The sequence below is a fragment of the Anabaena sp. UHCC 0204 genome (assembly GCF_009711975.1).
In the GTDB taxonomy this organism is placed as follows: Bacteria; Cyanobacteriota; Cyanobacteriia; order Cyanobacteriales; family Nostocaceae; genus Dolichospermum.
Map to the genome: position 1 here is coordinate 5,564 of NZ_VIKW01000082.1, position 21,277 is coordinate 26,840.

20 protein-coding genes and 1 pseudogene are annotated in these 21,277 nt (G+C 37.1%); 13 read left to right on the forward strand and 8 right to left on the reverse strand.

Annotation, left to right across the window (positions count from 1 at the left end; translation table 11 throughout):
• Positions 1-175 precede the first annotated feature (175 nt).
• From FJR04_RS26410 to FJR04_RS25215, 6 genes and pseudogenes are all read left to right on the forward strand, one after another.
• Complete coding sequence (locus FJR04_RS26410) at positions 176-460, forward strand: hypothetical protein (RefSeq protein ID WP_254445420.1); 285 nt, start codon at positions 176-178, stop codon at positions 458-460.
• A gap of 51 nt (positions 461-511) precedes the next feature.
• Positions 512-865 (forward strand): hypothetical protein, encoded by a 354-nt coding sequence (locus tag FJR04_RS26415; RefSeq protein WP_254445421.1) that lies wholly within the window; start codon positions 512-514, stop codon positions 863-865.
• On the forward strand, positions 862-1,128 hold the full coding sequence (locus FJR04_RS26420) for a hypothetical protein (protein ID WP_254445422.1): 267 nt from the start codon (positions 862-864) through the stop codon (positions 1,126-1,128). Before FJR04_RS26415 ends, FJR04_RS26420 begins: the two co-directional genes overlap by 4 nt.
• A gap of 96 nt (positions 1,129-1,224) precedes the next feature.
• A pseudogene (locus tag FJR04_RS26760) lies at positions 1,225-1,320 on the forward strand (bluetail domain-containing putative surface protein); the annotation flags it as partial.
• A gap of 140 nt (positions 1,321-1,460) precedes the next feature.
• On the forward strand, positions 1,461-1,760 hold the full coding sequence (locus FJR04_RS25210; RefSeq protein WP_168500042.1) for a hypothetical protein: 300 nt from the start codon (positions 1,461-1,463) through the stop codon (positions 1,758-1,760).
• Positions 1,757-2,161 (forward strand): DUF6516 family protein, encoded by a 405-nt coding sequence (locus FJR04_RS25215; protein WP_168500044.1) that lies wholly within the window; start codon positions 1,757-1,759, stop codon positions 2,159-2,161. The genes FJR04_RS25210 and FJR04_RS25215 overlap by 4 nt, the downstream gene beginning before the upstream one ends.
• Here FJR04_RS25215 and FJR04_RS25220 read toward each other — a convergent pair.
• The 3 genes from FJR04_RS25220 to glsA form a co-directional block, all read right to left on the reverse strand.
• On the reverse strand, positions 2,153-2,635 hold the full coding sequence (locus tag FJR04_RS25220) for a DUF29 domain-containing protein (protein WP_168500046.1): 483 nt from the start codon (positions 2,633-2,635) through the stop codon (positions 2,153-2,155). The two genes, FJR04_RS25215 and FJR04_RS25220, sit on opposite strands and share 9 nt — an antisense overlap.
• Positions 2,636-2,722: 87 nt before the next feature.
• Positions 2,723-4,144: a WGR domain-containing protein gene (locus tag FJR04_RS25225; protein WP_168500048.1), complete on the reverse strand. Its 1,422-nt coding sequence runs from the start codon at positions 4,142-4,144 to the stop codon at positions 2,723-2,725.
• A gap of 37 nt (positions 4,145-4,181) precedes the next feature.
• On the reverse strand, positions 4,182-5,141 hold the full coding sequence (glsA, locus tag FJR04_RS25230; protein ID WP_168500050.1) for a glutaminase A: 960 nt from the start codon (positions 5,139-5,141) through the stop codon (positions 4,182-4,184).
• A gap of 752 nt (positions 5,142-5,893) precedes the next feature.
• Here glsA and FJR04_RS25235 point away from each other — a divergent pair.
• The 5 genes from FJR04_RS25235 (at position 5,894) to FJR04_RS25255 (ending at position 12,331) form a co-directional block, all read left to right on the forward strand.
• On the forward strand, positions 5,894-7,021 hold the full coding sequence (locus tag FJR04_RS25235) for a septal ring lytic transglycosylase RlpA family protein (protein ID WP_168500052.1): 1,128 nt from the start codon (positions 5,894-5,896) through the stop codon (positions 7,019-7,021).
• Between the two features lie 151 nt (positions 7,022-7,172).
• Positions 7,173-8,789 carry a bifunctional pantoate--beta-alanine ligase/(d)CMP kinase gene (locus tag FJR04_RS25240; protein WP_168500054.1) on the forward strand — a complete coding sequence of 539 codons (1,617 nt, stop codon included), beginning with the start codon at positions 7,173-7,175 and terminating at the stop codon, positions 8,787-8,789.
• A gap of 648 nt (positions 8,790-9,437) precedes the next feature.
• Complete coding sequence (locus FJR04_RS25245; protein WP_168500056.1) at positions 9,438-10,037, forward strand: superoxide dismutase; 600 nt, start codon at positions 9,438-9,440, stop codon at positions 10,035-10,037.
• Positions 10,038-10,111: 74 nt separating this feature from the next.
• Positions 10,112-11,842, forward strand: a complete 1,731-nt coding sequence (locus tag FJR04_RS25250) for an asparagine synthetase B (protein ID WP_168500058.1) — start codon at positions 10,112-10,114, stop codon at positions 11,840-11,842.
• Between the two features lie 27 nt (positions 11,843-11,869).
• A complete protein-coding gene (locus FJR04_RS25255; protein WP_168500060.1) occupies positions 11,870-12,331 on the forward strand; it encodes a DUF29 domain-containing protein in 462 nt (153 codons plus the stop codon).
• Positions 12,332-12,339: 8 nt separating this feature from the next.
• On the opposite strand, the gene FJR04_RS25260 is transcribed toward FJR04_RS25255, so the two are convergent.
• The 5 genes from FJR04_RS25260 to FJR04_RS25280 form a co-directional block, all read right to left on the reverse strand.
• Positions 12,340-13,647: a hypothetical protein gene (locus FJR04_RS25260; RefSeq protein WP_168500062.1), complete on the reverse strand. Its 1,308-nt coding sequence runs from the start codon at positions 13,645-13,647 to the stop codon at positions 12,340-12,342.
• Positions 13,648-13,661: 14 nt separating this feature from the next.
• Entirely contained in the window at positions 13,662-14,873 is a 1,212-nt protein-coding gene (locus tag FJR04_RS25265) for a decarboxylase (RefSeq protein ID WP_254445423.1), read from the reverse strand.
• Positions 14,843-16,546, reverse strand: coding sequence for an asparagine synthetase B (locus tag FJR04_RS25270; protein ID WP_168500065.1), 1,704 nt, complete (start codon positions 16,544-16,546; stop codon positions 14,843-14,845). The genes FJR04_RS25265 and FJR04_RS25270 overlap by 31 nt, the downstream gene beginning before the upstream one ends.
• A gap of 2 nt (positions 16,547-16,548) precedes the next feature.
• Positions 16,549-17,166, reverse strand: coding sequence for a DUF3859 domain-containing protein (locus tag FJR04_RS25275; RefSeq protein WP_168500067.1), 618 nt, complete (start codon positions 17,164-17,166; stop codon positions 16,549-16,551).
• A gap of 148 nt (positions 17,167-17,314) precedes the next feature.
• Positions 17,315-19,195: a CHASE2 domain-containing protein gene (locus tag FJR04_RS25280; RefSeq protein WP_168500069.1), complete on the reverse strand. Its 1,881-nt coding sequence runs from the start codon at positions 19,193-19,195 to the stop codon at positions 17,315-17,317.
• Between the two features lie 172 nt (positions 19,196-19,367).
• Between FJR04_RS25280 and FJR04_RS25285 the strand changes: the two genes are divergently transcribed.
• Positions 19,368-19,922, forward strand: coding sequence for a TRAP transporter small permease subunit (locus FJR04_RS25285; RefSeq protein ID WP_168500071.1), 555 nt, complete (start codon positions 19,368-19,370; stop codon positions 19,920-19,922).
• Positions 19,906-21,243 (forward strand): TRAP transporter large permease subunit, encoded by a 1,338-nt coding sequence (locus FJR04_RS25290; RefSeq protein WP_168500072.1) that lies wholly within the window; start codon positions 19,906-19,908, stop codon positions 21,241-21,243. Before FJR04_RS25285 ends, FJR04_RS25290 begins: the two co-directional genes overlap by 17 nt.
• Positions 21,244-21,277 lie beyond the last annotated feature (34 nt).

A 21,277-nucleotide genomic window follows, 5' to 3' on the forward strand; every position in this document is an offset into this window, starting at 1 on the left:
GCAACTGGAGTTTAGACTAAAAACAGAGATATAAGTTAAAACTACCGAGAAAAAATAAGTTAAAAAGACTACCGACCATAGAGGATAAAGATTGGGGAAAAAAAGCGGTCAGTGATGTAAAACTGACCGCAAAATGTTCAATGCTGATAAATGTAAAAGAGTTATCAGATTGACAATGCCATTAGAACAGCTAAGAGAATTTCGCACAAGTGTATACAATATTTTGGGCAAAGCCAAAGATGCCTTGTTTGACTTGATGGATGCAACATTAATCACTCGGAGTATTTATGCATTCGTAGAATTAGCATTATCGCCAGTGTTTAGAAGAAAGTGGTCAAGTGTATATGAGGCAATACAGGATGGCAATCCCCCAAGAACAGAATTAATGAAATTGTATATAGAACAACTCAATCCCACAGAAAGAATAATCTTAGCCGGAGATCATACAGCTAGGACTTGAATAGATGCACCGACGTTAAAAGACAGAACCTATGAGCATCAAGAACAACCAATGTCAGGAGCAAAACCCGTAACCTTGGGGCAAGGTTATAGCACAATTGCAATCATCCCAGAGACATCTGGAAGTTGGGCTTTACCGCTATTACATCAACGCATTACCAGTTTTGAGAATCCAATTCAAAAAGCCTCTGCACAGCTGAAGCTCGTGTGCGAAAATCTACCTACACGTCCGATTAGTTTGTGGGATTCAGAATATGGCTGTGCTAGTTTTATCAACCAAACTAGTGATATCCCCGCAGAATTGACCACTGGTATCGGTTTGCCAAACAACGCTTGCATTGGACTCTACCACAACTTAGTACCCCAGAACAATGTGAGAAGTGGAGCGACCTATTACCACTTATGACTTGGGAACTCTGGTTAGCCCGTGATGTTGCGGCTGATAATCCATTACCTTGGCAGAAAAAACAGACCAATTTATCTCCTGGAAGGGTCGCTCAGTCTATGGGAGGAGTTTTCGCCGCGATTGGTACACCGGCTGTTTCCCCCAAACCCCGTGGAAAGTCTCCTGGCTGGCCTACTGGGAGAATTCGCTTACGCAGAATTCGCGACCCTACCGTCAAAAAGACTACTCCTAGATCCAAGAAGGAACAACCTAAATCGGCTTAACCTCTTAGTTTTTCTAGTTTGAGCTATGTAATTTGTAAACTCAGTCCTTCTGGGTCATTTTGTCATGTCTTAGTCTAAACTCCAGTTAATAATGCTACAGCCGGCTTTAATGCCAATACTGATGCTATTATTGAGGTGACAGGTTTAACTGGCACTCTAGGACTCAATAACTTTACCACTGCCTTGGTGTAGCTTCTGGAATCAATGAGCTAAACTAGATTGTAGAAATGTTTCATGAAATGTCTCTACATCATCCTTATCATTGAATTGTGGTATTTATTGCCTTGAATATTGTATAATCAAGAAAAATATAATTCAAGGCATATATAATTATGAATACATTAGAAAAATTAGAATTATTGAGTGAAAACTGTAGCGACAACACAGAATTAGATAGAATTATTGGACAACTTTTAAATTTAATTTTAACCCGTTATCGTCAAAAAATCGCTATCTATAACTTAGATATAGATAAATTTGAGAAAAAATATCAACTCACTTCTGAACAATTTTTAGAACAATTTAACGCAGGAAATTTAGGAGATGAAATGGATTTTTTTGAGTGGTTTGGCTTATGCGAACTACGCAAAGATATTTTACAAAAAATCCATAAATTAGAACAAGCTTCATGAAAAATGTTAGAAATGCCGATGACTATTTGGCATGGATAAAATCTGTAATTGCACTTTGTCCAGAAGTCGTAAATTTAACGATTATTCGAGAAGAATCACAAACTGATAAAGGACTATGGCGTTATCGTCTGACATTAAAAGATGGTAGCTTTTTAGAAATGTTTGAATTCTTCCAAATAGCATCAGGACAACTAGAAATAATTAAATATAGTTTCCATTGGCAAACTGAAAATAGAGAACTAATAAAACGTTGGGATAACGCACCCCATCATCCTGAAATTCCAACCTACCCCCATCATGTACATGATAGTTCTGAAGATTCCGTTTTTCCGTATTTACCTGTTGATATTGAAGAAATTTTAAGACAAATCTCTGAACACATAAAATCTCAATTAAGTTAGTGCAATAGCGAAATTAATAGTATCAGAAAACCAATCATCATCAATTAACTGTTCTAAAGTATAAGGACATTGATCAGGAAAAATGTTTTTCTTTAATCCTGTTTTTGTTATCACATACTTAATAGCTTTTTGATAATTATTTTCTTTTTCTTCATTTAGGTGTTTTCTTAAATTCGTAGTCATATCTGTTTCTAACTCACTACGAAAATTAACAATTTCCGCCGCCCAATGACGACGATTTATGCTTTCTGCTTCCCAATATTCAATTAATAACAAATGGATGATAATTTGTCTTAAATAACTTTCTCCACTCCGTTTAGTATCTCTAACCAAATTTTCTAAAACCTCACTTAAACTATCTAAATCTACATCATTTAACTGCTTATTTTTTATTTGTTCCAAAGTTATTTCATACCAGGCTAAATAGTCTGATTTATATAAATCTTTTAAACTATTTATGCTTAATATTTGCATATTTTTACCTCAAAACATTTTATGATTTTATCATAACCCATAAAAATAGGCCTATAGAAACATTCCCTGAAACGTCTCTACAAAAAATTAAACTAACTTTTTAATATCACCATAGACACGATAAAAACCACCTCCAGCAGACTCCCGCACCTCCTGAACCCAATAACGCTGTCCCTCTTCCCGAATATCTCTCGGAAACTGCACCTTCCAATCAGAATTATAATTAGGAGAAACAACTCGGATTCTTAATTTAGTCCCCTGACGGAAACATTCAACAATCACACCCGCACTAGTATCTGTAGTAGTTTCCAGAACTGTAGAAGGTGCAGCCCCCTCTCCTTTTGGTGCTTTAATAATAGTAGCTTCAGGAATTGTTCCTGCTTGAGCAGCAGCAATAGCCGCTTCACTAGCATCAATACAAGCTAAAGAACCATCAGTTGTAACTATATATATCCGGTTGTCAGAAAATTGCATAGATAAAGCTGAACCGCAACCAGTTCCTAGCTTCCATAACCGTTCTCCTGTTTGATTAAAACAGTAAATCGAAGAACTATTATCACCCGCAAAAACATATTTACCATTTAAAGCTGTAGCACAGGAATAAACGGAAGCATCACATTTATAAACTGCACCTGGTTCACCTTTTTTACTAAAAGAGTAAACTTTTTTATCGCTAGTACCAGCATAAACTGTCGTTGCTTCTTGCCAACCAAATAATACAGCACCAGCGGTTTTTTGATGCCAAAGCATTCTGCCTTCTTTGTGATCATACATAGTTACACCTGCGCTATGTCCATGATATACACCTTCATGATCACAACGTACCATCCAACCAGAAGTACCTTGACTCAAACGTGTCCACTGTGATTCATCATCATGGTCAATAGTTGTGACACCACCTTTAGCGTCAGAGACTCCCAACAAACCATCATGAATATCTAACCAGAAAATATCCACATTTTCATCAATTTGGTAAGCGACTCGTGGTAACTTCCCTGTTAAGTCGTAGACATTACCATCATCACAACCAGCATAAATCCAAATATCATCAGCAACTAAACATTTTACCCCTTCGGGAAGTTTAAATTGGTTGATAACTGTACCTTGATGATTCAGTGCAAATACTTGTCCTGATTGGTTTCCTAGCCAACAACGTTCACCATCTACAAAAATCCCAAAAGCCGCAGAATTAGAGTTAAATTTCCAAATAATTGGCGATTGTTTTGCTGTTGAATTAGTGCTATTGACTTGACGACGAGTAATGGAGCGTTTTTGTCGCACTCCCATAACAGCTTGTTCATAGCCTTTTTTCAGCTTTTCGTTAATTTTTTTCTTTGCTTCTGCTTGGGCTTTTTCTGGGGTGGGGTAAGTTTTGTTTTGAGTTTGTCCTGTGTCCCCAATCCGACCATAACGAATGGTTAATTGAGTATCATTAATAACAAGCTCATAGAATTTATGTGAGCCGCTATCACCTTGGGAAAGTTCTAAATAGGTCTTTTCTTCAGACATGATACTTTTTGATGTTATGAACTTAATTAAGTATAGATCAAGACAAAGCACAATCGAATAGATGTAAACCTAACCGCTGCGATAGTTCCTCGCACACTTTCACACCACGGACACTGTTACCCCGTGTATCTAGCAGTGGTGAGAAGACACCAATCCCCATTTGACCGGGAACAACAGCAATAATACCCCCAGAAACGCCACTTTTTGCCGGAATTCCGACTTTATACGCCCATTCACCGGCGAAGTTATACATTCCACAGGTGTACATGACACTTAATATATCTTTGATATAACAAGTATCTACTGCTTGTTCTTGGGTAATTGGATTAATTCCTTTATTAGCGAGAGTCGCTGCCATCACTGCTAAATCTCGACAATTGACCATGACAGAACATTGTTGAAAGTATAAATCTAATGATTCTTCGATATTCTGGTCAATCATGCCAAAATTTAACATTAAATGGGCATTGGCGCGGTTTCGATGTCCCGTACTACGTTCTGATGTAAATACAGAAATATCTACAAATATATCTTTACCAATATAACGCCGATACATTTCCAATAATCTATTTAATCTTTCTGTTGCTCCTTTGCCTTTAATTAAACTGGTAGTAGCTATAGCACCAGCATTTACCATGGGATTATAAGGACGTTTGGACTGTTCATCAAGAATAATGGCGTTAAATGCGTCTCCTGTTGGTTCTACCCCGACTCTAGTTAAAAGATAATCTCTACCATGATCTGCTAATGCTTGTCCATAAACAAAGACTTTGGAAATTGACTGGATAGTAAATAGTTGCTGAAAATCTCCTACTTCGTAAATTTGACCGTCTGTGGTAACAATACAAATACTAAATAAGTCGGGATTTACTTTTGCTAATTCGGGAATATAGTTTGCGACTACACCCTCTTTGAGGGATTTATACTGGGAATGTAATTCTTTGAGAATGTCTAAAAGTGCTGGTTGTAATATCTCTGAATTTTCTAGCTTAGACATGGGTTTGATAACTTGATATAAAATTGATTACTGAGTAACTACCGGAGAAAACAAGTCAAATGTAATTTTTAATACTTTAAAAGTTCATGTATACGCGCTTGTCACCCTTTTTTATTGTCTCATTGATTATTTATCTTGGGATAAGAATAAATACTTACTAGAGAAAAAATATTTTTTTTACTTAGTAAAGCTTGTTAATACTTATAACTGTATAAATTATAAATTTAGTTATATTTACTGAAATGCAATATGGTAAATGACCTATTTTGTAAATAAAATTATCAACCGTATTTTCATATAAACTTATCTATAAATGGAGTTTGAGGTAATTAAGTCTCTGGAAAATTAAGACTAATCCAGAGAAATCTATATTTAAACAATAAAATAGATTTTATACAAAATTTATCTTAAATACTAAGAATGCGTATCAGTAGTAACTGTTGAATAAGGCGATCGCTCTATGTTAAGTCTTCATAAGAAAATATGGAAATTCTCAAAAAAAACGTTACATAGCCGAAGTCCGCAATTGAACACCGTTTCAATCCCCAAACCCGACTGGAAATTTAGCCCGGTTGCTCAGACTTACGCTAAAACCCTGATCCCCAGACCTGGAAATTCATGTTAGTCTATTCCAGTTACAAACCAAAAAGTGAAAGCGGAACGAGTTCGAGTTTCAAAGGGGTGGCACTATTACCAGTGAAAACCCGTTATTTAGCAAACTAAAGTTCTACAGTCGCTTTAAAATCGGACGCATGAATCAAAGACATTTGTGGACTACTGTCGCTGCCCAAACAATAATAACCGTAGCTGTTTTGGGTCTACCCTCAGTTGGTCGAACTCAAACCAGTGTAGGAAATTCTCTAACTAACCAAGCATCAGTGACAGGTGATGCAGTCAAAGTAGGAGAGTACCAATCCTTAACAGAAAACCCCACCTCAAATACTGTGATTACGAGAATTCATTCTCACAGTATCAAAGGTTTACAAGCAGCGACCCTTTACGTTCGGGATATTCCCGTTCTCACCTTTTTGGGGTCTACCCCAGTTAGCAACAAAAAAACGAAAGTTGGCGTAATTAACAATAATGTTGCTACCAACTCAGTCAAAGTTGCCAGTTCTAGCAAAACTGATGGTAAACTGAATCTCAGTCGGCAAGTTAGCTCAATTGACAATGACCCAGTTCAAAAAGCTAGTATCATAGCCGCTAGAATCAACAAATTAGTTGAGAACAATGTAGACGCAAGCAAAATTACTGTCAGTTGGAAGACAGGAGACAGTTCTTCAATTCACAATAAACCCCAAAAGCCAGGGATTTCTGTTCAAAAACAGTCAGGAGATTCCTATAATAAAGAGCTTCGCGATCGCTACACTATTAAAATCAACGGTCAAGAACTGGTGGAAGTCAATGAAGGGACAAGACTAGCAGATACCACCAAAAATCTCGCCCAAGATGCCTTACAAGCAACTAATAGACTGCGGAGACTCATAGGTAACGCATCTCCTATCAAGGAAATTGCTAACTTACCCACAGGTAAATCACTCTCCATCCCTAAGCTATCGCAACAAATTGCCCTCAGTGGCGTAAAGCTCACTTTTCAGGGTATAGCTTCCTGGTATGGTTATGATTGGTCTGGTAACAAAACAGCTAGTGGTGAAAGATATAATCCTGACGGGTTAACTGCGGCTCACCGGAGTTTACCCATGGGGACAAGAATCCGTGTGACTAACACCCGCAATGGTCGCTCTGTCGTCGTGCGAATTAATGACAGAGGTCCCTACATCCGTGGTCGGATTATTGACGTTTCCGCTGGTGCTGCCAGGGTATTAGGCATGGTCGGCAGCGGCCTTGCTCCAGTTCATCTTGAGATTTTAGGAAGATAACTCGCTTCCTATTTCTGACTCTCTTTTCGCTCTTCACTATTCTCAATACCCCTAATTCATCAATCTCATCCCCCCATTATGGCTTGTGCCACTCGGCGCTATCAGATATAAACTAACGGGGGAAAGGATCGAAAAGAATTAGGGGTATTTTGTGCGTGTGCTGACAACAGTTGCAGCCTTACGCTGCTATTTACATAAACGTCGCTGGAACAGCCACCTCCGGCTACCAGAGGATATTGAACTTGATGAAGAAACTATTTGGTATCCCACAGCAGTTGGTTTAGTACCAACGATGGGAAGTTTACATCAAGGGCATTTGAGTTTAATTGAACGGGCTAAACAGGAAAATTCGACGGTGATTGTCAGTATTTTTGTCAATCCCCTACAATTTGGACCAAATGAGGACTATCAACGCTATCCCCGAACTTTAGAGCAAGACCGACAATTTTGTGAACAAGCGGGAGTAGATGTGATTTTTGCCCCGACTCCGGAAGAAATTGGTGTACCTGGGAAGAATATAGAAGCAACTCAGGTGACACAAGTGATCCCGCCATCTGATATGATATGTAACTTGTGTGGTAAATTTCGGCCGGGTCATTTTCAAGGTGTGGCAACAATTGTTACCAAGCTTTTTAATTTGGTACAACCTGACCGAGCTTACTTTGGACAAAAGGATGGTCAGCAACTCGCAATTATTAAACGGTTAGTAGCTGATTTAAATTTGCCAGTAGAGATTGTGGCTTGTCCCACAGTGCGGGAAGTGTCGGGCTTGGCTTTAAGTTCTCGTAATCAATATTTGACGGCTACAGAAAAAGAGCAAGCAGCGGTGTTATTTAAAGGTTTACGGCAAGCTGAAGCGGCGTTTCGGGCTGGCGTTCGTGACAGTGGTGAGCTAATAGCATTGGCGCGGCAAGAAATCGCAAAAGTTAGCACTATCAGCTTGGAATATATTGAATTGGTTGAACCGAATACGTTGATGTTTTTAGAAAAAGTTGAGGATGAAGGAATGTTGGCGATCGCTGCTCGTCTTGGTTCTACACGGTTAATTGACAATACGATTTTGAGCGATGTCAATGACGGGCTACGCCAACCGATTATCGCTATTGATGGACCTGCTGGGGCGGGGAAATCCACCGTCGCTCGCCAAGTCGCACACCAATTAGGATTGGTATACTTAGATACGGGGGCTATGTACCGGGCGATTACTTGGTTAGTGCTAGAACAGGGAATTGCAATTGATGATGATTGTGCGATCGCTGAATTAGCAACACGGTGTAAAATTGAATTAACTCCTAGCCAAAGTCTGCAATCTCCCGTCAGAGTCCAGATCAACGATGTAGATGTGACTCAAAAAATTCGCACAACTGAGGTGACTTCTCTTGTATCGGCGATCGCTGCTCAAAGTGCAGTTCGTCAAGCATTAGTCCAACAACAACAAAGTTGGGGACAACGCGGCGGTTTAGTAGCTGAAGGCCGAGACATTGGTACTCATGTTTTCCCCAATGCCGAAATTAAAATCTTCTTAACCGCTTCTGTGGGTGAACGAGCGCGTCGTCGTCAGCAAGACTTTCAAAAAACAGGTTCAATGTTGAGTTTAGAACAACTAGAACGAGAAATTGCTGAACGCGACTTAAAAGATAGCACTCGTAAAATTTCCCCTTTGCAAAAAGCCGCTGACGCTATTGAACTCCAAACCGATGGTTTAACAGCCTCTGAAGTTGCAGCACAAATTGTCAACCATTACAATCAGCGTCTATCGCACTGGTAATAACCCATGTTGCTAGTCATCTAGTTAAGGCTGGTACTTCGACTATGGCTACGCCACGCAGGCGATCGCTCAGTAACCAATGGGTAATTGGTGATAAAATCTCAGTCTTAATCCTGTTCATCCTTAAATCCTGTAAATCCTGATTCAGACAATTTTCCTAACTAGCAACTTACGCTAATATTGCAGGAGTCACTCGTAAAACCCTGTTGAAAATTGAGTTGAAAATGGTGGTGAGTGCTTACCATCATTAGACATCTTGTGAAAACTAAATGTAGCTTATCTTGTAGAGACGTTCCATGGAACGTCTCTATATTATTTAAAACGTCTTTACATTATTTAGAGAAAATGTTTAGTGATATTTACTCAAATTATAGTAACTTAAACAACATCCTAAACTATTTGTAGATTGATTCATCTACCTTGAGATAGATATTAGCCTTGATGGATGATTAAACTCTCTGTTTTGCGATTATTTGCTTTATTTACAAACTACTTGGCGGGAATTTTCACTTTGGTAGTAGAATAAAAACGTTAAGTTTTATGTTCTGACATTAAGGATATAAAACAACACTATACAAAACCTGTCGTTTCCTAAGCTTCTTTCATAGCTTTTAACGAAAAAACACTAAAGAGAGGAGATTTCACAAAATGGCATTTACACAACCCCCCTTACCTTTTGCTGCTAATGCTTTAGAGTCTTATGGCATGAAAGCAGAAACCTTTGAATATCACTATGGTAAGCATCATGCAGCTTATGTAACCAACCTCAATAACTTGACTAAGGATACAGAATTAGCTGATAAGTCTTTGGAAGAAGTAATTCAAATTGCCTTTAAAGACTCCACTAAAGCTGGAATCTTCAACAATGCCGCTCAAGTTTGGAATCACTCTTTCTTCTGGAATTGCTTAAAACCAGCAGGCGGCGGCGCACCTACAGGCGCACTAGCTGCTAAAATTGAAAAAGACTTTGGTAGCTTCGACAAATTCAAAGAAGAATTTTCTGCCGCTGCTGCAACTCAATTTGGTAGTGGTTGGGCTTGGTTAGTTGATGATGGTGGTACTCTTAAAGTAATGAAAACCCCCAATGCAGAAAACCCCCTCGCACATGGTAAAAAAGCATTGCTAACCATTGATGTTTGGGAACACGCATATTACATTGACTTCAAAAATGCTCGTCCTGCATTCATCAAGAATTTCTTAGATAATTTAGTGAACTGGGATTTTGTCGCTGCAAATTTTGCTGGTTAGATTTTAATTGATAATTGACAATTGATAATTTTAAATTGTCAATTGTCAATTGTCCATTGTCAATTATCTAAACCATGATATTTAATTTTTTTAAAAATACACAATCTTCTCCAGCAAATAATATTAAATTAAAGCCTAATTGGTGCGTAGCTTACGGAAAATTAGATAATTTGACAGCAGATGTAATTTGGCAAGATCAGCAATTTGCAATTATTTCCGCACCACATCAATTTGCAATCAGTTATAGTCAAAGATTTGTAGTAGTTGGGGATATTTGGTTAAGTAACCGAGAGGAATTACTACAAAATATAGGAATTGAGATTAATGATAATTGTAGTAATCAACAACTGATTGCACAACTTTGGGAAAAATACAATTCTGAATGTTTAACCCTATTATTGGGAATGTTTGGGTTAGTAGTTTGGGATTGTGAAAAACAAGAATTATATTTAATTAGAGATGCCATTGGTAGCTGGACTTTATATTATACAAATACTGGTGTAACTTCTTGGATATCTTCAAAACTAAGAACTCTTACACCTTATCGTTCTAATAACTTAGATTTAGTCGCATTGCGGGATTATCTTTGTTGTGCATTTGTCCCTGGAGAAAGGACACTTTGGCAGGATGTAAAAGAAATTCGTCCCGGTACTTGGCTGCAAATGCCATCAGGACAAGTTTATCATTATTGGCAACTAAAAGAACAGATTATAGACACAAATCAACCGATAGAATGGTATGGAGAAAAACTCCGTTCTTTACTTGAACAAGTTGTTAAAGAATATTTACCCGAAAATCAACCTGTTGGTATTTTCCTATCTGGTGGTTTAGATTCTAGTAGCATTACCGCATTAGCAGCGAAATTACATCATGCACCAATTCACACCTATTCAATTCATTTTGGTGCAGAAACCGCAAACGAATTAGAATTTTCTAACTTAGTTGCTGAACATTGTCAAACGCAACATCACATATTGGAAATTACCTTTCGGGATATGTGGGAACGTCTTCCAGAAACAATGGTTTATTTAGATGATCCTATTGGTGATCCTTTAACAGTACCAAACTTATTAATAGGCAGAATTGCACGGGAAAACGTACAAATTACTCTCAATGGAGAAGGGGGAGATCCTTGTTTTGGGGGTCCAAAAAATCAACCCATGCTAATTAATAGTTTATATGGTTATGTTAATAATCAAGATTCATTACAAGCATTTTTAATTTCTTTTCAAAAATGCGCTTTAGATTTACCACAACTCTTAAAACCAGAAATTTGGCAAAGTATAAAAAATGAACCATCTGTATTTTACCATGATTTAAATGCCGATGCTAATTATTTAAATAGATTAATGGCATTGAATATTAAATTTAAAGGTGCAGATCAAATTTTAACAAAAGTCAATAATTTAACTCAAGCAGCAGATTTACAAGGTTTATCACCGCTTTTTGATCAGCGTGTAGTAGAATTAAGTATGCAAATTCCTCCAGAATATAAACTTTCAGGAGTAGAAGAAAAAGCAGTTTTGAAAAAAGCAGTTAGTGATATTTTACCAGATAGTATTATTCATCGTCCTAAAAGTGGGATGATGGTTCCTGTGCAATTAGGGTTTAGGAAATATTGGCAAAGGGAAGCAAGAAAATTATTGTTAAATAGAAATAGTGAAATTTCAGCTTATATTAATCAAGAGATGTTGCGGAATTGGTTAGATTTTAAAGGGGATGTTTGGGGACGTTATGGTGTTAAACTGTGGTTATTGGTAAGTTTAGAAATTTGGTTACAGGTAAATAAAAAATTAGGACATTAAGTAAAAATCATTCCAGGAGGAAGAACAATGATACAAAACATACCAAAACATGATATTTTATATGAATACGATTTTTTAGCTTGGTGTGAAAGAACCGTTGCTCAACTTAAAGCAAAAGACGTGGAAAATCTTGATTTTGAAAATTTAATTGAGGAAATTGAAAGTTTGGGAAAGAGCGAAAGACGAGAATTAAGAAACCGACTATTAGTGTTGATAGCTCATATTCTCAAGCGAATGTATGTTAACAGTTCTGAAAACTTCAACGGTTGGGAAGTCACTATTGTAGAACAACGAAAACAAATAAAAGGTTTATTGAAAGAATCTCCCAGCTTAAAACCTTATCTTGCACAAATATTCACAGAAGTTTATATTGATGCTTTAGATATTGTTTCCGTTGAGTATAAACAAACAGATTTTCCTGATACATGGCAATTTGATTTTGGTACTGATTTACTTTTATCTGCCAAATATTGGGAGCATAATTTGTAACCAGCTTATTATCCAAAACTTTCCACCATATAAATATCATTTCCTGAATCACCAATTAAAATCATACTACTATTATCAATTGCAAAATTATAACTTGCAGAAATAATAGCACTTCTCAGAATTTGAATTAACCTTTGTGGGGTGAAAGATTCCAATTCTACAAAATTACCAGCATCTAACCAAGCTAATTCTTCCGAAGTTAAACTTTGACGAACTTCTTCAGATAACTGTTTAGCTGTGGTTGCTAAATCAGGAGAAGATTGGATAAACATTCCTCGCTTAGTTGCCATAATTTGTCGGGGTAAAAGTCCAATATCAATAATTGTTACATTGCTATTTAGAAACCAGCGATCGCTACTGCGAATATGATTAACTAAACTAACACCTTTAGAACTACAATCATGGATTGCATAAACTTTTAAATCAGGGTTACGATGAAGCATTTCCATTGTTGTATTGAAAATACTTTCGGGATAACCAGTAATGCTGAGAATTGCACAATTATTTTCAAAATGGAAATTATTAGCAATTAATAATTGTGCAATAGTAGAACTATCACAAACTACTAATCTATCAAAACTGTAAGCAGTTACATCAGGATTTACTATTGCAGGTGTAATTTCCTTTCGTAGAGACGGAAGAATTTTTTCAGGTGCGTTATTGATTTGTTCCCAGCGGTTTAACCAATCTTGTAATTGGGTTGGAGAAATTAGTAATTCTTGGGTTAATTTGCCAATTTTTCCTAATTGTTGAGTTCCTAAAAATAATGAATATGTTCCTATGATGACAATAGCAACAAATAAAATAAACGACTTGAATACAAACAAACTTGCTAATATTCCCACAACTAAAATTAAAACTCCCAGTCTTTGTAAAGATTTAGCACTTGCTTTGCGACCGGGATTATTTAATTTAGCAGAAGTCGTATTTTTAAACAAATAAATAACTACGCAAACTTGATAAATTAAATTTGCAATTAAAAAAGAATTATTACCAATTATTCCGCTTAAAAATCCACCGACAAATCCTGTAAACCAAACATTCATGAAAATATAAAAGCCGGCAAATTGTAATGATTGAAATGATTTATTTCTCAACCGACTATCTAAAAAGTAAAGCAGTTGTTTAGGGGTAAAAAATAATGTGTTACTAGCAGAAATATCAGCTAATATTTTAGCAAACATAGGATCTGTAATCTTCACATTTCCCATGCTTGTAGGTTCAAAAGCAAAAAGATGATTACATTGTTTACATCTTCCTTGATTTGCTGTTCTATCTTTTAAATTATTATCAGTTCCGCAGTTAATACATTTCATGATTTTTGGTTAAATTATACAATTTGATTGTTAAGTAAGACGCTGTAATCTTCTCGTTTACGAATTAAATGATGTGTGTTATCTTCTAGTAAAATCTCAGCAGGTTTGGGACGATGTAAAAAATGTGAAGACATTGCATAACCATAAGCACCAACATCTAAAATAGCAATAATATCGCCAATTTCTAAAGCAGGAAGTTGGCAACTTTTTCCTAAATAATCCCGTGAGTAAGTTGTATTTCCACAAACATCAGTTGTGTATTTTTCTGAACTTGAATTTTTCCAAGTAACAATTTCTCGATAACTCCCATGTACAGCAGGAACGGATATATTAGCAACAGTAGAATCAACACCAACAATTTGTTTTTCTCCTTGCCATTTCACAGAAACAACTTTAGCCAACAGAGTAGCACAACCAGCTATAGCAGCACGTCCTGGTTCAATTACCAAATTAATCTTTTTTCCTAAATTGCCAATCTTTATACTTAACTCCTTACCGAATATTTGCCAATCAAAAGCTGCACCTTGATGATGATATGGATAACCAAAACCACCACCAAAATCTAAATATTGCCAATCTGGTAACTTCTGCGCCATTTCTAAAACCGAATCAATAACATCAATAAAAGCGGTTGTTGCATTAGTTCCCGTACCACGATAAAAATGTAAACCCGTCACCTTTAAACCCACAGCCTGAGTAATAGAAACAGCCTCATCAAAATCTGCCGAAGTCACACCAATACGACTATCTTCCGAAACATTCAACCGCAAACCAAGACGTAACTCCTCTTCCTCTTTGCGCCTCTGCGCCTCTGCGTGAGAAAACAAAATCTCACAACACAAACGCAACTGAGAAAGACTATCCAAATTGAGAGTAGTCACACCCCAATTAATAACCTCTTCCATTTCCTCCCGATTTAAATTACTGCCACTATAAACAATATCACCAGGAAGAAAACCTGCCTTTAACCCCAAATAAATATCACCAGGAGTATTAGCATGAAGTCCCCAACCAGCAGATTTAAATATTTTCAATAAAGCAATATTGCCATTTGTGACACTAGCAAAATGAAACTGAGTCAAAGGATAATCAAAAGCTTGAGTAATATGGGAAATAGTGCGGCGTAAAATATCGCCATTATAAACATATAAAGGAGAACCGTAAACTTGTAATAACTCCTGTGCAAGTTCTAGTTCTAAGTTTGGAATTGCTGGTATTTTTTCCATAACCATCGAGGTAATATAAATGGATGATAGAAAGACTTTTTACCTAGTTTAGAACCAAAAACGTGAGAATACCAAAGTTGCCACATAATTAGTAACCAGAGACTTTCACCAATACGTCGGCCTTGAATTGTTCCTCCTAATTCACCTGTAACAATTTGTGAAGCAAGATCAGGAAAAAAGTAATTATCCGAACTTAGTATACCCGGATTTAGCCAATTACCGATATCATGCCAAAAATCATTTAAACACCAAGAGGTTAAGGGAACACCCATACCGCGTTTTTGTCGCCAAACAATTTCCGACGGTAGCCAATTTTCCACCGCACGTTTGAGGATATATTTCTCACAAGCACCGTGTAAACACAGTTCACCAGATAGCTGAAAAGTCCATTCTGCTAAAAGTAAATCACAAAAAGGCGATCGCACACCTAACCCATGAGCAAAACCCAACGCAGTCGCACGCGGATGGATATTTTGCGCTCCTTTTAACATCAAACTGGCACGACGGAGGCGATGTAACAACGAAGGACAAAAACTAGCATCAAGAGCATTTAACAACCAATCCTGAGCATTTAAACCCTGAATCTGTGCATATATTTCCGGTTGATACACCCTTTTTTCATAACCCCAAAAACGGTGAAAAGTCCGCAGATATTGTTGAATAAAACCTTCTTCTTGATTGGGATGTTCAGCTTGATAAATACCAGCAGCAATCAAAGGTTTATTAGTCCAACCGGCAAATAATTGATCACCACCTTCACCATTAAAAATTATTTGAGTTTCTTGACTAGCAACTTGATTGAGAAGATATAAGGGAACAGTCACACCGTCACCAAAAGGTAAATCTAAAGCTTTGACAGTAGGAACTAGAGCATTTTTAATATTCTTAGGACTTGCGTCAACCTTAACTAAAGGAATATTCAAAAATTCCGCTACTTGTTCCGCATAGGGATATTCAGGAATACCCACATTACCAAAATCCAAAGTATAAGCACGAACTTTCACCCCAGCTTCTACCAACAAAGCCGCAACAATTGAAGAATCTAAACCCCCAGAAAGGAAAACCCCAACAGGTTCATCTTGTAAATCAGCAACTTGTTTTTCTACCGCATTTTTCAGTAAAACTTGTAATTGAGAAACTGCAATATTTTCATCCTGAATATGTTCCTTTGATTCACACCATTGATAAATATTCCGAAATTGAGGATAATTAATATCTTTCCAAATAACCTCAGTTCCAGCACAAACAGAAAACACTTCATTGACAGAAGTCAGAGGATTAGGAACATAAGAAAAACAACTATAACCATATAAACCATAAATATTAACTTCCGGTTTTTCAATCACTTCTAAAAGTAACTGTAACTGAGAAGCAAACCAAACTACCCCACCTTGCTGAGTCCAAAATAAAGAAACTCGTCCAAAAGCATCCCTCCCCAAAATCAACTTATTTGATTCTAACCTCACCCAAACATCAAAATTATCAAAAACCCCCCCAGCAGAAATAGCCGCAATCGTATTTTTAGCTAGTACAGGTACAGACTCACAACCAACATAAACAACATCCCAAACAAACTTTCCCTCCGCACCTTCTTCCTTTGCGCCTTTGCGCCTTTGCGAGAGAAACTCTTTTCTCTTATCACCCCAATAACCAATAAAATGATAGGGAAACATAACTATTTAACCACAAAAGATTCATCACTAATTTTCCGACCATCAAGAAACATTTCTACCTTCCAATTACCCAGACTTGCATTAGGATTAATAGTGTAACGACATTGAGTTTCCCAAATAGAAGTTTTAACTTCACGGGTTTGATAATTATTTTGTTTCACAACTTGACCATTTGAATCAACCCAATTACAAGAGAGAGATAGCTTTTTCCCAATAGGTGCATCTTTCAACGTCACACGATAAAAAAGTTCCGGCTGAGATTGACGAGAAATAGTATTAAGATTAGCATTATCAGCCAAAGTAATGCGGTCTTGTTGTGCCGTTATATTAGCTAGTAAAGAAGTTTTTTGTTGACTAAAAAAAATTGTCAATCCTATCCCTAATATGACAATCGTAGCCACACCAAAACCAATTAATTTATTGCGGCGTTCTTGAACTTGTAAAGCTTGTTTCCGTCGAACTTGAATTAAAGCTTCATCTAATAATTCAGGTGGTAAATTCAAATCTTGTAAAATATCCCTAACTTGCTGTTGATCTAGTTCTGCTTCTTGACGCAATTGCAATCCTTGAACTTCAGCAATGATTTGATTTAATTGTTCTTGGCTGAGTCGCTGGTTCATAATTTCTGGTAACTCTTGATAAAAACACTGGGTAATTAATTATATTTTAATTCAACATAAAATGTATAGGATTTCTATTTAATATTTTTCAGAAATTTACAGTGAGGGCGAAGCATTCGGAAAATATTCTTGGGAAAAAACTGATAATTTATCGTCCGAATGCTTTGCCCCTACGATTCTTGGTGTCTGTTTCCTTTTTAATTCCAGTGATAGAATAAATTAAAGTTAATTGTTGCCTTCCCCGTAGCTGCAACTGCTCTACTTTTTGAGTATGAAAATGCTGTTTAACAAGTTGAAATGTGGTTTCACTGATTAAGATACCATAAGGGTTTCCGTTGTTAACATTTTTATTGAGTTGTTCCAAACGAGCCGCAATATTTACAGCATCTCCTAATACAGAATAATTCAATCTTTTATAACCACCAATACTCCCAGCAACCACCAAACCTGTATGAATACCAATACCGATATTAATAGCAGGTTTACCCAGTAATTTTAATTCCTGATTTAATGTTACCAATTTTTCCTGCATAAAAATTGCCGAATAAACCGCATTAATGGCATCTTGTTCAATTTCTTCTGCACGCGTGTGGGGAAAAGGAATACCAAAAACAGCCATAACTGCATCCCCAATATATTTATCAATTACCCCATGATGTTTTTGAACACACTCAGCCATAGCACCCAAATATGAGTTTAACCAATCAAGTAAATCTTTGGGTTTCATCCCTTCAGAAATAGTGGTAAAACTACGAATATCACTAAATAGAACTGTTGCTACCATTTCTTGAGCATCTAATTGACCATTTTGAAAAATTTCATCTCGATGTTGCCAAATTAAATCTGCTGTTTCTTGGGAAACATGACGAGCAAATAAACTCATTAATTGTTGTTTTTCTTTTTGTTCTTGCCACTGTACCGTTAATCCAGATAAGAGAAATGTGCCAATAGGGGAAGCAATTGGCAACCAAATATGAGAATTATTTAAAACTAACACTACTAAAATAAACCATGCCAAAGGTATTAATATTAAGAGAATAATTCGCTGTTTAAATTGTAAAAAAATGAGGATTAAACTAGAAATAATACCAACAGTAAATAATAAAAATAATTCAACTTGCCAGGGTATTTTTTGGAGAAATCGGTTATTAAGTAGATTATCAATGGCGGCAGCGTGTAAGTAAATACCAGAGGTAGGTGGTGTTTGTTCAAAAGGAGTTTTCAAAGGATCATTTGCACCAGTAGCAGTGAATCCAATCAGGACAATTTTGTTCTTGAATTGAGATGGAGCTACCTTTTTATTGACAACATCTACAAAAGAGTATGTGGGAATATTCCGAGTTGATGTTACCCAATTAATCCAAACAGATAATAAATTCTTTCCTGGTTCTGGTTGTGGTAATAAAATTGGTGTTTTTCGGGAATTATTATCTGTAGTAAAAGTTTGCTGCAAGCTGTTATTATAAGCTGCTAATAATGCAATACTAAAAGCAGGAACTTCATTAATATATAGAGATAATTGACGACTTACTCCATCTAAATCAGCATTACTAACTATATGTCCTTTAGAAGTAACACGATCTAGGATAGGAACAGGACGGAGAGTTTGTTGATGTAAACCGGGGGCAATTGCTAACACAACTTGGCCATTTATTTCCATGGCTTCGGCTAGTTTGGCATCTGCGTTGGTGGGTTCAGTAAATAAAATATCAAAGCCGATTGTGGAGGGAGGAGAGGCTTCTAAAGTTTCCAATAATTGAGTATAGCGATCGCGTGATAACGGAAATTCTCCATATTCAGCTAATGTATGATCATCAATGCCAATCACCACAATCCGCGAATCCCAACTAGAATAAGATAAATAATTGCGTGTTTTGAATACTAGATTAAATCCTATTAATTCTAAGGATTGCCAAGCACCTATTTGCCATAATCCCATTGACAACAGTGCAGTTAATAAACCAGGCAAAAATAAATGCTTCTCTCTAATAGGACTTTTGAGGTATTTTACCCAAGTTTTAACAGTCATTTTTATAACATTAAAAGAGATTTATATATACCTGAAAAAAAGTGCCGCGATTGTATTATTCTCAAAATAATCAAGAACTAAATTGGCATTCCTAGTGAAAAACTGATATCAATACTTTACCGCTAATTGCAATTCAGTCAACGCCAGATCATCATCAAAGGTAGGATCACAATTGAACACATTATTAAAAATATCAGGCTTTATTGATACCTGCACCGAACGCATAGGCCGATTAACCAGTTGGTTAGTCCTAGTTATGGTCATCCTCGGTGTGTGGAATGTAGTAGGTAGATACATGGGACGGATTATTGGTAATAATCTCACCTCCAACGCCTATATTGAAGCCCAATGGTATATTTTTGACCTAGTTTTCCTATTAGGTGCAGCTTACACCCTTAAACATAACGAACACGTGCGGGTGGATGTTTTTTATAGTAACTTATCAGGGAAACAGAAAGCGATCGCCGACCTATTTGGGACAGTATTTTTCCTGATACCCTTCTGTATCATGGTAATTATTTTTTCCTGGGATACCATCATTGCCTCTTGGCAAATTATGGAAACATCACCAGATCCTGGTGGTTTACCTCGTTACCCCATTAAAGCCATGATTATTGTCGCCTTTGTACTGCTGATTTTTCAGGGCATTTCCGAGGCCATTAAAAACGTGGCCATAATTCAAAACAGAATAGCACCCCAGGAGGAAAATCATGACACTGGATTATGAATGGCTAGGTCCTGTGATGTTTGGGGGGGCTTTAGTTTTACTATCTTTGGGCTATCCAGTCGCCTTTTCTCTCGGTGGAGTAGCGATTTTATTTGGTATCATCGGTATTGCTTTGGGTGTTTTTGACCCGGTATTTCTAACAGCCATGCCACAGCGGATTTTTGGCATCATGGCCAATTATACCTTGTTAGCCATTCCTTACTTCATCTTCATGGGGTCAATGTTGGAAAAATCCGGCATTGCTGAAAGACTTTTAGAAACAATGGGGATTTTGTTGGGACGCTTGCGGGGTGGACTGGCTTTAGCTGTGATTTTGGTAGGTGCATTACTGGCAGCAACTACAGGTGTGGTAGCCGCGACTGTGGTAGCAATGGGTTTAATTTCTCTGCCAATTATGCTGCGCTATGGTTACAGCAAAGAATTAGCTACTGGTGTAATTGCCGCTTCGGGAACATTGGGACAAATTATCCCCCCTAGTGTGGTTTTAGTAGTTTTGGGTGATCAATTGGGGATATCTGTCGGTGATTTATTCCTCGGTTCAGTCATTCCTGGCTTGATGATGGCGGGGTCTTTTGCCCTTCATGTGTTAATTGTGGCCTTTTTGAAGCCAGAGGTAGCCCCAGCCTTACCAGCCGAAGTGCGGGAAATTGGCGGTAAAGCCTTGAGAAAGCGGGTTTTTCAGGTGATGTTACCGCCGTTGATTTTGATATTGTTGGTTTTGGGAAGTATCTTTTTTGGCTTTGCTACACCCACAGAAGCCGGTGCGGTGGGATGTGCGGGAGCGATCGCTTTAGCTGCTGTTAACCGTCAACTAACTTTAACATCTCTGCGTCAGGTATGTGATAACACTTTAAGAATCACCAGCATGGTAATTTTTATCTTGTTAGGTTCTACTGCTTTTAGTTTAGTATTTCGGGGATTAAATGGCGATCAATTCATGTTTGATGTCCTCTCTAATCTTCCCGGTGGTAAAGTCGGATTTTTAGCCCTCAGCATGACGGTAGTTTTCTTACTGGGCTTTTTCATTGACTTCTTTGAAATCGCTTTTATCATCATACCTTTATTTGTACCAGTCGCCCAAACTTTAGGAATTGATCTAGTTTGGTATGGAGTAATATTAGGGGCAAATCTGCAAACTTCTTTCCTCACACCTCCCTTTGGTTTTGCCTTGTTTTATCTGCGCGGTGTCGCACCTCCAGAAGTAACAACTGGTGATATTTATCGGGGTGTAATTCCGTTTATTTTGCTGCAATTGTTGGTGGTAGTTTTAATTATTGCCTTTCCAGGAATTGTTAGTTTCTTACCTTCTTTGGGAGGGTAAGAAAATTTTGGGTTTTATATGATCTCGTTATCTT